Origin of the sequence: Pseudomonas sp. URMO17WK12:I9, assembly GCF_900230165.1 — a bacterium.
Taxonomy (GTDB): domain Bacteria; phylum Pseudomonadota; class Gammaproteobacteria; order Pseudomonadales; family Pseudomonadaceae; genus Aquipseudomonas; species Aquipseudomonas fulva.
On sequence record NZ_OCMQ01000003.1, the window covers coordinates 94,995 to 107,932 of the forward strand.

General features: G+C 58.0%; 20 protein-coding genes and 1 pseudogene. 10 read left to right on the forward strand and 11 right to left on the reverse strand.

Features of this window, described 5'->3' with window-relative positions; genetic code table 11:
- Window positions 1-3: 3 nt before the first annotated feature.
- The gene (locus CRP40_RS07880; protein WP_027916370.1) at window positions 4-627 is read right to left on the reverse strand and encodes a LysE family translocator; all 624 of its coding nucleotides are present in this window, start codon (window positions 625-627) and stop codon (window positions 4-6) included.
- Between the two features lie 128 nt (window positions 628-755).
- On the opposite strand from CRP40_RS07880, the gene CRP40_RS07885 reads away from it, so the two are divergent.
- Window positions 756-1,577, forward strand: a complete 822-nt coding sequence (locus tag CRP40_RS07885) for an AraC family transcriptional regulator (protein ID WP_027916371.1) — start codon at window positions 756-758, stop codon at window positions 1,575-1,577.
- 97 nt (window positions 1,578-1,674) lie between these two features.
- Window positions 1,675-2,286, forward strand: coding sequence for a LysE family translocator (locus tag CRP40_RS07890; RefSeq protein WP_027916372.1), 612 nt, complete (start codon window positions 1,675-1,677; stop codon window positions 2,284-2,286).
- Here CRP40_RS07890 and CRP40_RS07895 read toward each other — a convergent pair.
- Window positions 2,267-2,959 carry a metallophosphoesterase gene (locus CRP40_RS07895; RefSeq protein ID WP_027916373.1) on the reverse strand — a complete coding sequence of 231 codons (693 nt, stop codon included), beginning with the start codon at window positions 2,957-2,959 and terminating at the stop codon, window positions 2,267-2,269. The genes CRP40_RS07890 and CRP40_RS07895 overlap by 20 nt on opposite strands.
- A gap of 114 nt (window positions 2,960-3,073) precedes the next feature.
- Between CRP40_RS07895 and CRP40_RS07900 the strand changes: the two genes are divergently transcribed.
- Window positions 3,074-3,814: a carbon-nitrogen hydrolase family protein gene (locus CRP40_RS07900; RefSeq protein WP_027916374.1), complete on the forward strand. Its 741-nt coding sequence runs from the start codon at window positions 3,074-3,076 to the stop codon at window positions 3,812-3,814.
- Window positions 3,811-4,053: a hypothetical protein gene (locus CRP40_RS07905; RefSeq protein WP_027916375.1), complete on the forward strand. Its 243-nt coding sequence runs from the start codon at window positions 3,811-3,813 to the stop codon at window positions 4,051-4,053. Before CRP40_RS07900 ends, CRP40_RS07905 begins: the two co-directional genes overlap by 4 nt.
- Here CRP40_RS07905 and CRP40_RS07910 read toward each other — a convergent pair.
- The gene (locus CRP40_RS07910) at window positions 4,038-4,556 is read right to left on the reverse strand and encodes a methylated-DNA--[protein]-cysteine S-methyltransferase (protein WP_027916376.1); all 519 of its coding nucleotides are present in this window, start codon (window positions 4,554-4,556) and stop codon (window positions 4,038-4,040) included. The two genes, CRP40_RS07905 and CRP40_RS07910, sit on opposite strands and share 16 nt — an antisense overlap.
- Window positions 4,557-4,691: 135 nt before the next feature.
- Here CRP40_RS07910 and CRP40_RS21930 point away from each other — a divergent pair, with 135 nt between their 5' ends.
- Complete coding sequence (locus CRP40_RS21930) at window positions 4,692-4,862, forward strand: hypothetical protein (protein ID WP_023533860.1); 171 nt, start codon at window positions 4,692-4,694, stop codon at window positions 4,860-4,862.
- 93 nt (window positions 4,863-4,955) lie between these two features.
- On the opposite strand, the gene CRP40_RS07915 is transcribed toward CRP40_RS21930, so the two are convergent.
- Entirely contained in the window at window positions 4,956-5,282 is a 327-nt protein-coding gene (locus CRP40_RS07915; protein WP_027916377.1) for a hypothetical protein, read from the reverse strand.
- Between the two features lie 214 nt (window positions 5,283-5,496).
- Here CRP40_RS07915 and CRP40_RS07920 point away from each other — a divergent pair, with 214 nt between their 5' ends.
- From CRP40_RS07920 to CRP40_RS07930, 3 genes are all read left to right on the forward strand, one after another.
- Complete coding sequence (locus CRP40_RS07920) at window positions 5,497-5,805, forward strand: hypothetical protein (protein ID WP_023533881.1); 309 nt, start codon at window positions 5,497-5,499, stop codon at window positions 5,803-5,805.
- Between the two features lie 117 nt (window positions 5,806-5,922).
- Complete coding sequence (locus tag CRP40_RS07925) at window positions 5,923-6,129, forward strand: hypothetical protein (protein ID WP_027916378.1); 207 nt, start codon at window positions 5,923-5,925, stop codon at window positions 6,127-6,129.
- A 124-nt stretch (window positions 6,130-6,253) separates the two neighbouring features.
- A complete protein-coding gene (locus tag CRP40_RS07930; RefSeq protein ID WP_305955242.1) occupies window positions 6,254-6,490 on the forward strand; it encodes a hypothetical protein in 237 nt (78 codons plus the stop codon).
- Window positions 6,491-6,525: 35 nt separating this feature from the next.
- Here the strand turns inward: CRP40_RS07930 and CRP40_RS07935 are convergent, their stop codons facing one another.
- Entirely contained in the window at window positions 6,526-6,834 is a 309-nt protein-coding gene (locus CRP40_RS07935; RefSeq protein ID WP_027916379.1) for a hypothetical protein, read from the reverse strand.
- A 316-nt stretch (window positions 6,835-7,150) separates the two neighbouring features.
- Between CRP40_RS07935 and CRP40_RS07940 the strand changes: the two genes are divergently transcribed.
- Window positions 7,151-7,408 (forward strand): hypothetical protein, encoded by a 258-nt coding sequence (locus tag CRP40_RS07940; protein ID WP_027916380.1) that lies wholly within the window; start codon window positions 7,151-7,153, stop codon window positions 7,406-7,408.
- Window positions 7,409-7,872: 464 nt separating this feature from the next.
- Here the strand turns inward: CRP40_RS07940 and CRP40_RS22165 are convergent, their stop codons facing one another.
- The gene (locus CRP40_RS22165) at window positions 7,873-8,172 is read right to left on the reverse strand and encodes a hypothetical protein (RefSeq protein WP_027916381.1); all 300 of its coding nucleotides are present in this window, start codon (window positions 8,170-8,172) and stop codon (window positions 7,873-7,875) included.
- Window positions 8,173-8,368: 196 nt separating this feature from the next.
- Here CRP40_RS22165 and CRP40_RS07950 point away from each other — a divergent pair, with 196 nt between their 5' ends.
- On the forward strand, window positions 8,369-8,701 hold the full coding sequence (locus CRP40_RS07950) for a hypothetical protein (RefSeq protein ID WP_027916382.1): 333 nt from the start codon (window positions 8,369-8,371) through the stop codon (window positions 8,699-8,701).
- A gap of 739 nt (window positions 8,702-9,440) precedes the next feature.
- Here the strand turns inward: CRP40_RS07950 and arsH are convergent.
- The 5 genes and pseudogenes from arsH to CRP40_RS07985 all read right to left on the reverse strand — a co-directional run.
- Window positions 9,441-10,175, reverse strand: a complete 735-nt coding sequence (arsH, locus tag CRP40_RS07965; RefSeq protein WP_027916384.1) for an arsenical resistance protein ArsH — start codon at window positions 10,173-10,175, stop codon at window positions 9,441-9,443.
- Window positions 10,175-10,645 (reverse strand): arsenate reductase ArsC, encoded by a 471-nt coding sequence (locus CRP40_RS07970; protein ID WP_027916385.1) that lies wholly within the window; start codon window positions 10,643-10,645, stop codon window positions 10,175-10,177. The genes arsH and CRP40_RS07970 overlap by 1 nt, the downstream gene beginning before the upstream one ends.
- Before the next feature lie 9 nt (window positions 10,646-10,654).
- Window positions 10,655-11,944, reverse strand: a complete 1,290-nt coding sequence (locus CRP40_RS07975; protein WP_027916386.1) for an arsenic transporter — start codon at window positions 11,942-11,944, stop codon at window positions 10,655-10,657.
- Window positions 11,945-11,963: 19 nt separating this feature from the next.
- Window positions 11,964-12,314, reverse strand: coding sequence for a metalloregulator ArsR/SmtB family transcription factor (locus CRP40_RS07980; protein ID WP_027916387.1), 351 nt, complete (start codon window positions 12,312-12,314; stop codon window positions 11,964-11,966).
- Window positions 12,315-12,382: 68 nt separating this feature from the next.
- A pseudogene (locus CRP40_RS07985) lies at window positions 12,383-12,769 on the reverse strand (transposase); the annotation flags it as partial.
- Window positions 12,770-12,938: the final 169 nt, after the last annotated feature.

The following is a 12,938-nucleotide window of genomic DNA, read 5'->3' on the forward strand; positions in this document are numbered from 1 at the left end:
TGACTAACGCCGAACGACCAACAGCCCTGCCCCTGCGCTTGCCAGCAGCGCGGCACTGGTGCGATTGAACAACCTACGAGGCCGCGGCCGCGAGAACCATCGCTGCAAATAAGCGCCCACTGCAGCGTAGAGCGCGATGGCTGCCCATTCCAGCAGTAGAAACAAAACCCCTAGTAACAGGAACTGTTGGCCTACCGGCACGGGGCTGGCGACCGATACGAACTGTGGCAGAAAGGCTGTAAATATCAGGATGGCTTTCGGGTTGCCTGCTGCAACCATGAACTCCTGACGCGCCAGGCGCCACCCACTGCGCGCCGAGTACCCAGCATCGACGGCCGCGGCCACTGGCGCACGCCACAGTTGCCACGCCAGATAGAACAGATACACCGCCCCCACCACTTTTATCGCCAGAAACAGGGTTTCGCTGGTATGCAGGACCACGGCCAGGCCCATGGCCGCAAGGCCTATCATGCCGCTGAAAGCAAACAGGCGCCCTACCCCTGCAAGGCAAGCGGCGCGCAACCCATAGCGACTGGCATTGTGCAGCGACAACAGGTTGTTGGGACCTGGAGCCATGTTCAGGGCAAAGCAGGCCGGTATGAAAAGCATCAGGCTGGCAAGGTCCATCCCTCTATCCTCTGAATTTAGGGCTGTATCGCAGGTACCAGGCCGCAGCGTCAAGGTACAGTCACGCGCGACAACTGTACGGGCCAGCAGCGTCTGTTTAAGCTGTCAGCCATCACGAGGACCTTCCGATGCCGCGTTCCAATACCCGCCTGTGGCGAGATCCGCGCTTGCCGCAGGTCGAGAGCCGCCGGGCCTGCAACAGCCGGGCCTGCTACAAAGCCCATAGCCATCCGACCTTCTCCATCGGTGCCGTGGACGCGGGTTCCAGCCTGTTCACAGGTGCAGGTTGCGGGACCGAGCGGCTCACCCCCGGTACGCTGGTGGCGGTCCCCGCGCACCGGGTCCATGCCTGCAACCCCGAGGCAGACCAGTCCTGGAGCTACCAGATGCTGCATGTGGATGCGCGCTGGCTGGCTGAGCTGCGCACTGAGTCCGGCCTGCCCTGCGGCGCGCCTGAACAACCGGCGCGTGTCAGCCGGGATGCCGAAGCGTACCACCGATTCTGCCAACTCAACGACGTGCTGTTTTCCGAGGCGGCCCCGATGCAAAAGGAGGCCGAGCTGATCGCTTTTCTGTGCGACATGGATTTCGACACCTTCTCGCCCTTGGCCGCAGCACCCGTCCTTCAAGCCCCAGCGCTGCAGGATTTGCTGACGACCCTGCACGACCAGGATCCGGCTCGCCTGACCGTGAAGTCATTGGCCCGGGAAGCAGGCCTTGGTCGTTATCAACTGATTCGCGCGTTTCGGGCTGCCACAGGCCTGACGCCGCACGCCTACTTGCTCAACGCCAGGATCAACCGGGGCCGTCAACTGCTCCGGCAGGGTCACCGACTGGTTGAGGTCGCCCACGACCTGGGGTTCGCCGATCAAAGCCATTTTCAGCGGGTATTCAAGGCGCATGTCGGGATCACACCGGGGCATTACCTCAAGGCTCAGACCATGAAGTAAGGCTGCGCGGTCACCACCTGCAATATTGTTCAATACGCAGCGTGCCTGCACTCGCACACTCAGGCAACTGATCTCAAGCGCCGAGCCACCTGCGACCATGCAAGCATTTATCCTGATTGCCCTTGCCCACTTCCTGGCGCTGTTGTCGCCCGGGCCGGATTTCTTCCTGATTGCCCGAACCGCAATTGCCAGTGGCTGGCGCGTGGCCAGCGGCGCATGCGTGGGCATTGCCCTGGGCAACGGGGTATTCATCGTGCTGGCCTTCACCGGGGTGTCCATACTGCACGAGGGCAGCGCGCTGTTCGAGCTGTTGCAACTGGCCGGTGCGGTTTACCTGGTCTATCTGGGTATTGCGTTTCTGCGTCATGCCGGCAGTACCAGCGTGTCCCCGACTTCGGCCAGCAGCGCACCCACCTGGTGGCGCAACCTGCAGATGGGCCTGCTGTCCGGCCTGCTCAATCCAAAAAATGGGTTGTTTTACGCAAGCCTGGCCAGCCTGGTAGCGGGCAGCTCTACTATGTGGCTGTTTTCGTACGGCATCTGGATGTTCTGCGCGGTGCTTGCCTGGGACCTGCTGGTCGCTGTCAGCATAGGCCACCCGCGGGTACTGCGGCGATTCAGCAGTGCCCTGCCCTTACTCGAACGGCTGTCAGGCCTCGTGTTGCTACTGCTCGGCATCGGTTTGCTGATCACGCTGGGCTGGCGTTGACCAGCATCAGTGTACGCAGGTCCATCAGGCTGAAATGCCCACTGGTCCATCCCCCGGTATCCAGGTGCCACACATTGCCCAGCTGCCTGACAGACTGGACAGTGGTATGACCGACCAGCAGGGCGCGCAACCCTTTTACGGGCGTGGTATCGGCCTGCTTCAAACGTCGCCTTGACCACAGGCAGGTTTCAAGCACGTCTGGGTCATCGTCCAGTTCGAGCCAGGTACGCAGGGTGGACCAGTCGTCGAACGGGCTGTCGGCATGCAACAGGCCAATGGGGCCGCTTGCCGACTCGACCTGCAAGGCGATCGGCATCTGTTCGAAATGCTCGACGAAGCGCAGCTGCTCAGCGGCCGTCGAATCGATGAACCACCCACCCCCTGCTGCACGGTAAATGGCCAGGTCCAGCCGGCCGCCACGGACCAGGTTGATCGCCAGCGACTCGTGGTTGCCCTGGACCGCATAAAACCATGGCTGCTCCAGCCAATGCAGGGCTGCCCGGCTAAAGGGCCCGCGATCGACCAGGTCGCCGACGCTGAATAGCCGATCCTTTTCCTTGTTGAAACCGACGGCGTCCAGGCTTTGCTGCAACCGGTCGAAATGGCCGTGTATGTCTCCAACGGCCAGATCCCGACCTTGAACATTGGCACCGACAAGCTGGAAACGCTGCATGACCTTATTCCTTTGCAAGTAGACAAAGACTTTCTAGGCCTTTGCCTGGGCAGCATGGCACAAGCGGCTGGTCGGGAGTATGCTCGGCGATCACGTGCCAGGGAAGGAAGTGTCATGAATCTGTGCGCTGCACAACTGGGTTCATTCAAGGGCGATGTGGCGGCCAACGTCGGGCGTCATCTGGCCTGCATCGAACAGGCTGCGAGGCTGGGCGCTGCCGTGATCGTCTTTCCCGAGTTGTCGTTGACCGGTTACGAACCTACCATTGCCCGTCAGGCTGCGCTGCCTTTGGGCTCCCCACGCCTGGACCCGCTGCAGGCGGCAAGTGACCGCCTGGGCATCCTCGTTGCGGCGGGATTGCCGTTGCCAACCCCGAACGGCATCCAGATCGGCATGCCGATCTTCACCCCGGGCGCCCCGCGCCAAGCCTATGCAAAACAGCGTCTGCACGAAGATGAACTGCCCTACTTCAACGCAGGGGTGAGCACCTCGCTGATTCAGGCGGCGCATCACCGAATTGCGCCCGCCATCTGCTATGAATCGATGTTCATGGCACATGCTGCATCGGCACAAGAACGAGGGGCAGACATCTATCTGGTGAGTGTGGCCAAGACGGCAAAAGGCGTAAGCGAAGGACACATGCATTATCCGCAGGTGGCGCGCGAACTGGGCCTGACCGTGCTGATGGCCAACTGCGTTGGACCCGCCGGCGAGTTCCTGGCGGCCGGTGGTTCTGCGGCGTGGGACAGTGAGGGTCGCCTGCTGGCTTGCCTGGACTCCCACAGCGAAGGCCTGCTGCTGCTGGACACCGAGGCTGGCACTGCCAGCGTGATGCCGCTGGATGCGCCCGCGTGATTTACCTGGTACTGGCACTGGCGAGCTACGGGCTAAGCTACTACGTGATCGGATTGCTAATCGATGGCCAGGTGGCTGACATTGCCGAGGGCATGCGCCATCGCCGTGATGCGCCTGCCCCAGGTCAATACCTGCGGGCTGTTCAGGCACGATTGCGCCGTGTGCGCTGGGAGTATTCACTCATGGTAGGTACATTTCTGACTGCACTGTCGTGCGTTGGCGCCTACTGGCTGGGCTGAAGCCGCAAGTCCAGTGGCAACGTTTGCCGGCCTTCGAGGGCCAATAGCAGTTGTTTGGCGGCCAGGCCACCGGCAAAGCCGGTGAGCCCACCGCCAGTCCCTATCACACGATGACAGGGCGCAATGATCGAAATCGGATTGCGGCCATTGGCAGCGCCTACCGCCCGCACGGCACTGGGGTTGCCGATCTGCTGGGCGATCTGACCATACGTGCGGGTTTCACCAAAGGGTATGCAGAGCAATGCGTCCCACACTCGACGCTGAAACGCCGTCCCAGAGAATTCCAGGGCCAGATCGAAACACTGACGTGAGCCGGCGAAGTATTCGGTCAGTTGACGTGCGGTTTCGATCAGAACGGGGCAGTGATCGTCACGCTGCAACGGACCAAGACGCACTCTGTTTTCCCGCTCCTGCTCCCACAGCACGGCGATCAGCCTTTGATCCCGAGAGACAAGGGTCAGCGTGCCAACCAGCGATGGCATGAGGGTGTACAGGCTGGGCATACCGCTACTCGGAAATGAAAAGGCAGCGTGCGGGGGGTGCTTATGACAAAGCGACTAACCGTAATGGAACTGAATTACTGCGAATCGGCACCGGTCAACACTTGTGAACGCTGCAAGAAACTGACGAGGTGAATCATGACTATCGAAGCTGAGACGCTCGCACAACTCGCACAAGCCCTGAAGGCACAAGGGGCCAGGTTGATCGCTGACCTGACGTTCATCCGCGCGCCTTACCGGTGTGGCAAGCGCTGGGTATGCAATGTAGTACGCCGCAAAACCGCACGCAAGCCTGCACTGCTTCAATGAACGGCGCGCCGCAACTACCACGCTCTTGAATAGGCGAAGGACCGCCCTTTTTCCTGCGATCACGCCCGCCTGCAAACCCGCCTGACGCACCTGTCACTCAAGGCATTCGCGTGCCGCCACCCTCAGCTTGTCGCCCGACAGAAAGCTGCCTTTATAGAATGTCGCGCGGCTACCCTCCCCCGACTCGATCACCTCCAGCACATCATCGGTCGTCACCGCACTAGGCGCCGTCATGCGTACGCCATGGGGGATGGATTTCTGCGTTGAATTGGGTGCCAAGGCCTGCCATTGCGGCATAACGCAGGCGGCATATTGCTGGGGCGTTTTGGATGTGAGCTTGCTTGCAGTGGGCTTTCCGGGTGAGGCGCAGCCCACGAGTGCTACACACAGCGCCGCCACGACATACAGGAAGTTAGGCATTTCTTTGGCCTCGATCAGTCGCGGGCATTTTAGCAAGTGAAAGGGCCAAGGAGGAATGGACCATCGTCGAATTCCGGAAACATCACGGTTGCCCTTTTTTACCGGCGTGCGGAACGAATGCAGCCTGTCTTGTTTCTGATGAGCAATCATGCACAGCCACACAAATGTGGGCACTGCTTGACTGATTTAATTGGGCGATTCGCTGGAGTCCTACATGGTGTGGTGGCTAGAAGTGCTTGCACAATTTGCAACATCGACCGGTCTGGCCGTGGTGTGCATCCTGGTGTTCTGGACCTACGGGCTGGCGTTCGGCAGGTTGTACATGAAGCTGCTCGCTTGCCTGCTGGCCAGCGTGCTGCTGATGGTCGCTGCATTCCCGCATGGGGTGAATTTTGCTACAGGCCTGGGCGCAACAGTAGGCAACAGTCACTCATTGTCGTTGTTCCTGGCTGACGCCAGCGGGGTTATCGCCGCAGTTCTGATCGCCTCTTTTTTCTTCAACCCGGAACGCTTGATAGAGTAGGCGGCGCTGTGCAGGTTGTCGCCTGACAGTTCTGCCAGTAGCAAGGGCAGGTATAGGGTGGCAATGTCATCAGGCCAATCCCGGCACGCGAACCCTTCAGCCAAGGATGCCGAGCCCATGAACGAGTCGTCTAAACAAACGCGGTTGTTTTACCAGAACGGTAAGCTGATAACCCTCGTGAGCCCCGAGCAGCGTCAGCAGATCTTTCGCTCCCCTGATACAGCGCTTGCCGAAACGCGTGTTGATAGTGGCCCGGCCTTGCTGGGTATTGACGCTCAGGGATCGGTTCTAATGGTGCAATCCGAAGATCAAGCACCCTCCTGATTGGGGTCGTAGGCAGGTGGAGAAAGAGCGTGGGCACAGGCGTTCCCTTCCGTTGCTGGAAGCCGGGCCAAGCGCAGCGGCTGACAAACATGCTAACGTTGAACGCATCGCCCATCGAGTCAACATGTTCATGGAATCACTTGACTGCATCAAATCGGACTTGGTCAAAACCGCAGATCATCTAGAAGAACTTGGCAAAGCCATGAACGGCCATGCGCGTTTCATGCAGGCGCGGGGTGCTCATCCGGATCAGATCGACGTGAACGCACACATTGAAGCCCTTGCACAGGTAACCGAAGCCCTGCGGGAGGTGGCAACCAAGATGCAGAGCTCACTTAGCCCTGCCGTGCGTAACAAGTGACGCATTGAGTACAATCCCATCCCCCGAAGATCGTCTCAATGAAACCTGAGCTTGACCACCTTGCTCAGCGCCCAGCCGCCGAATACGTAGAACAGGTCCAGGTAGAAGCGGCCGGCATAGTTGGGCATAGGGTGGTTGTCGATGAGCTGCTCAGGACCGGGGGCAGGCGGCATGAGCGCGTAAAGTGCGTTCGGGATCAAGGCCAGGGCGATCAGCAGCAAGTAGGCTGCCCCTTTGATCCAGTGCGCGCGTGGTGTAGGCCTGGCTGACCATTTGACGCCGTAATACGCGATCAGGCCTGCCACGGGCAATACCCAGAAATGTGTTGGGATGCCAATGAACATTTCAGCTACAGCACTTCTTGTTTCCACGCACTTTCCTCCGATTGAATACGCGAAGTATTGCGGTTGAGTGCGTCAAAAGCAAAGTGCTCATGACGCCTCTACGCGCTTGGCTGCTACTACAGTATTCAGTTAGCTGTCGTGGGGAAAAGCATCGGGCACTCCCAGTGCCGCGGTCATGTCGCTGGGTTTGCATCCAGCGTGGATGCAAACCCAGTACACGTCTCGTACCAAGCGTAGTAGCGTTCGCCTTTCGACGAACTGCCAAGGTCCGTTGCTTATGTCCATGGACCGGGCCACTCACGAACTGGGAAGTCAAATGGAACACGTTCATTCCGTCAGCCAAGACGTCATCGATTCAGCACTCATTGCGTTTTCACGTTTCAAGATTGGTGAGATCAAGGTTTACGATCTGGAAAATGCAATGAGTTATGAAGCCGGACAAGCGCTTGCCCGCAGCGGGCTGGTGCGGTTCTCGATTCACAAGCTGCCATCGGGACGGTACCGCATCAGTGACGAGGGCGAGAACGCGATTACCGAAGCAGGCCGCGAACGGCTGGAGATGATCAGGGGTTGAGCGGGTAGTTGGCTCAAATAAATCCCCAGAGATGCAGCTGCAGACGGCACAGGATTGACCCGTGCCGTCTCGCACCCTCAAGTACCCTGACTCCAATGAGCAGCGATCGCCAGCACGACGAAAGCCACCACCGCCTCCACAACAAGGTAGATACCGTAGAAGTCCTCTGAAAACATACGCAACTTTCCGCTTGAATAACGACTGACCTGAGCCGAATGACCCGGCGCCTGAATCAGATAAGCGGTGGCATTCAGAAGTTCATGCCCGGTAAAAACTGTCAGGCGACTCCAGGCGGAATGCCATCCTTGTTCTTGTCCTTGAGTCGCGCTTTTTCCTCCTCGGTGGCGTGAGCCGGTACCTGATCTTTTTTGGGTTCAGGTTGCTGTTCAGTCATGTTCAAACTCCTCAACGTGTGAAACGTTGGGCATTTGTTGCGCTCAGCAGTTCAGACGTATCGGCAGCCATCATGTTCCATGACCGCTCTTGGGGATGCTCTGGGAATTGAAAGAAGCCACTTCGCGGGCCCTCATGACGCCCCAGGCCAATGCCCGGGACATGGACTCCTTTGGGCGGTCGTCGAACGCCTCCTCATAGACAGGCACGCCGCCAGGGGCATAGACACCTATGAACAGCTGAACGAGGCCTTTTCGGGACAGACGAACCTGTACATTAATCGACGTCTTGTCGCTTAATGTCTCTTCGTGCGCGCGATGGTGCAACGTAGGGTCAGCCCAGGACCAGAACACACTGCCGCGTATCCGCATCGCGCCTCCTAATACTTTAGTCTAATGGCCGCTACGAGGGACATTAGCCGCCTGCCGCTTGGGCTACTAGCGAAATATGGCATCGAACCTCATCGATCAGACGAGCGGGAACGTCGGTGCCATAATGCTGGGCTGTCGCAATAGGGCGCCATTAGCGATGCCTGGACGCACTGCTCATCTACCGCGAGCATCAATCATGAATTCGTTACTGACCTTCTTCGCAGCTGCGGTGTTGCCACTGTTGGCGATCGCCCTGACGGTCATGGCGCACCGGCACGTCATGCAGAAATGGCGGGCGAAAATCGATACCGAAGTTGCACAGGCCTTGAGCACCTTGGGTGTCACCACTTACACACTGCTCGTGGACAAATTGACTTCGCCCAGCACCGACAGAACTGCCCAGGTCTATCGCATTCTCCTTGGCGAGCGCGGAGACTACTATCTGTTCATGAAAATCGGAGAGCAGCCAGGCCTGCTCAAGCCGTTGCGCAAGGAACGGGCTTTGCTGGCGGTGCGGGTCAATGGCTAATATGCTTTGGCGGTGGCCGATCAGGCATCTCACTAGGTGTCAGAATTCGAGAGCATGCGCTTGGTCGGCTTCTTGTAGAAAGCGTGTTTATCAGCGGCATTATGAACGTTGAACGTTGAACGTTGAACGTTGAACGTTGAACGTTGAACGTTGAACGTTGAACGTTGAACGATGGGAGATGACGCGCGCTGGCTGCGTAAAGGGGCGAAACTTACCGCTGAGTCAACGGACCTATCCGATTCGACTTTAATCTGCCCTGCCAGTTGCCAGTACCGTACTACGTGGGACATTTGAGGGCTGAATGTGCAATGAATAAAGGTCTACTGATCGGGCTGGTGGTGACCCTGCTTACGGGGTGCAATCATTATTTCAACAGCCCCTATGGAAGTCGCTGGGATCAACGAAATATCCCCTGTGACGCCACGCCACCTAATCAACCTGGGTGCTACGACAATGTGCACCAAGAGGGGCTGCTCAACAGGCTTTTAAGAAAGGACTAGTCATGCCTGCTTTCTTGACCCGCTTGTTCAAGCGCACAGATAAGCCAGGGCACGCTGAACTCAACCGTTCAACCGACTCCAGCCAGATCAGCCCTCCCTCCTCCGTGCCCTTCATGGACAACGACGAGACCACGCGCCTGGCCACAACCTGCTCGATACGAAGCTACGACGTAAGCGCACCAGCCATTACACGTTGCAATTGAAGTTGCGTAATGGCTGACATCCCATCCAAGCGATTCCTAGATGGAGCGTTGATTTATCCTGGCCGATAGAGCTTCAGCGCTTTCTTTTCGCTCCGAATATCGATCTACCAAATAGCCCTCACGGCCACGAACCAGCAGCGTGAACTTCACCAGTTCCTCCATCACATCGACCACGCGGTCATAATACGGCGAAGGTTTCATTCGGCCAGCATCGTCGAACTCCAGATACGCCTTCGGCACGGACGACTGATTCGGGATGGTCAGCATGCGCATCCATCGACCTAACACACGCATCTGGTTCACAGCGTTGAATGACTGAGACCCGCCGCACACCTGCATCACCGCGAGTGTTTTGCCTTGGGTGGGCCGCACGGCACCCAGGGTCAAAGGAATCCAATCGATCTGCGCTTTGAATACCCCGGACATAGCGCCATGACGCTCGGGGGAACACCATACCTGTCCGTCTGACCACAGCACCAGATTACGCAGCTCTTGTACCTTCGGGTGTTCGACTGGCGCGTCATCCGGCAAGGGCAAACCTGACGGATCGAAAATCACCGTCTCGGCGCCCATATACTGGAGCAGTCTAGCGGCCTCTTGCGTCAAGAGACGACTGAACGAACGCTCTCTGGTCGATCCATAGAGCAGAAGGATGCGTGGTTTGACGTTCGACGCATCAGCCAGGTTAAGCTTATCGGCAGTGGGCAGATCCATCAGCAACAGATCGAGGGCAGGAAAGGCCTCGGCAGAGTCGATATCGAACTCGTTCATCACAATGCTCCAATCCGATCCAAAGCCTGCCTCAGGTCGTCGCCTTGAAGTGTCTTCAGATCCAACGCGAATAACGCTGCGAACCGCCTTTTGATGTGTTCAACCGTTGCGTCGAATGCGACCTGAATAGCCTCGTCGCTGCCATCCACTTCCGATGGGTCAGGCAGCCCCCAGTGGCTCTTGATGGCCGGGCCAAAATACACCGGACAGGCTTCGCCACTTGCCTTGTCGCACACAGTGATCACGATATCGGGTGGCGAGTCCGCGAACGCTTCTGATCCCTTGCTATAAAGGGCGGACGTTTCGACACCCAGTCCTTGCAGCGTGCTCACCGCACGGGGATTGAGTTTGCCGCTGGGGAGGCTGCCCGAACTGATGGCCGTGAAGCCGTCCGGCGCAACATGGTTGAACAGTCCTTCGGACAGGACGCTGCGACAGCTATTGGCCGTACACATGAACAGCATCTTCATAAGTTACTCCTACGTGCTGATGCTCAAGCGCACGGTAAGGGCTGCCAGTGTCAGCAGCAGAATGGGGAAAGTGATTACGCAGCCAACCTTGAAGTAGTAACCCCAAGTGATGCGGATGTTTTTCTGAGCCAGGACATGCAGCCACAGCAGCGTCGCCAGACTACCGATGGGGGTTATCTTGGGGCCAAGGTCGCAGCCGATGATGTTGGCGTACACCATGGCTTCGTGGGCGAGCCCCGTCGCGCCACTGTCCTGAATCGACAAGGCACCAATCAGCACGCTGGGCATGTTGTTCATGACAGATGACAGCAGCGCAGCCGTGAAACCGGTGCCGAGTGTCGCAACCCACAGACCATGATCGGCGAAGGTGCCGAACAATGAGCCGAGTCCTTCTGTCAGCCCTGCATTCTTCAGGCCGTAGATCACCAGATACATGCCAAGTGAAAACAATACGACCTGCCAGGGTGCGTTGAGCATGACTTTGCGGGTCGAGATCACATGCCCTTTCGCGGCAATTATCAGCAACACCAGTGCGCATACAGCGGCGACAGCACTGATCGGTATGCCTAGGGGCTCAAGGGCGAACAAACCGACTAGCAGATGCAGCAACACCCACCAGCCAGCAATGAACGTATGGCGATCCTTGATGGCCTCTTCTGGTCGCGGTAGTTCTTCGGGTGAGTACGCCAGCGGTACCTCTTTTCGATAAAACAACCAAAGCATGCCTAGCGTCGCCCCGACACTGGCCAGATTCACCGGCCACATAATCGAGGCGTACTGACCAAATCCGATGTCGAAAAAATCGGCAGAGACGATGTTCACAAGGTTCGAGACAACCAGCGGCAAGCTGGCAGTGTCGGCAATGAAGCCGGCAGCCATCACGAAAGCCAAGGTTGCTGCCGGGCTAAAGCGCAGCGCCGTAAGCATTGCGATGACAATGGGGGTCAGAATCAATGCTGCGCCATCATTAGCAAACAGGGCCGAGACAGCTGCACCCAAGAGTACCATTAGTGCAAACAGGCGTGCCCCGCTGCCTCTCCCCCAACGAGCCACATGAAGCGCTACCCACTCGAAAAAGCCTGCCTCATCCAGCAGGAGGCTGATGATGATCACCGCAATGAACGTCGCCGTTGCGTTCCACACAATGTGCCAGACCACCGGGATATCACTGAGCGCAACAACGCCAGTTAGCAACGCGACCACCGCTCCGGCAGACGCACTCCAACCCACGCCAAGCCCTCGGGGTTGCCAGATCACCAGTACCAGCGTTACCAGAAAAATAGACACTGCCAGCAACATCTCGGGTCTCCAATAACACTTAGCAACAGGAAACCTGGCGTACCGGGCGACCTTCCATGGAAGCAAGGCGACCTTGGTCATCACCGAGCCAAGTGCGGTTAGCCTCGAGCGTCGCCTGAAGTACATCCAGTGCCCATAGAGGCAGTTCCGGATGAAGACGGTAGTAAACCCATTGGCCCTGCCGACGGTCCTCCAGCAGCCCGCAGGTACGAAGCTGAGCCAGGTGGCGTGAGATCTTCGGCTGGCTGTCGTCGAGTGCCCAAACCAGTTCACAGACGCACAGCTCACCCTCAGCTGCGAGCATGAGCATGATCCGGGCGCGGGTTTCGTCACCAAGGCATTTAAAGAAAATAGGCGGCTGAATGAGCATGACCAACCTTTATATTCGATTCTACGCATATGCGAATTTACAGATATGTAGCCGCAATTGGAAGCGGCTCATCTCGCTTCAGGCGCCCACGTATGCGCAAGCAGATCAGGAAACTCGCTTACCCTTTGGGTTGGCAGACGACTAAGGACGTCTTTCAGGTAGGCGTATGGATCATGTCCATTCAGCCGTGCTGACTGGATCAGGCTCATGATCGCCGCTGCCCGTTTACCGCTGCGTAACGACCTGGCAAGGAGCCAGTTCGAACGACCGAGGGCCCATGGGCGAATCTGATTTCCCCCCTGATTGTTATGGATGGGCACATTCGAAGCGAACAGGTCAAAGAATTTGCGACGGGCATGGACCATACAGCCAATGTCGAACAAGCCCTGTACGAAGCTGGCGTTGTAACCTGCAAAGTCATCGCAGACCAACTAGCGATTGCACGAGCCCAGAAAACGAGGCTGCATAGGAAATCCGCTTGATGGACCAGAAATGGTGTCCACTCAAACTTAGGGGGCTCCATGGCCTTCAGCAGTCGTGCGGGGAAGATGTGGTTGCCGGACGGTTACACTACGACTGCCATCACGTCAGCAATAGCGCCCTATCGGGGACAGCCACGCTAGC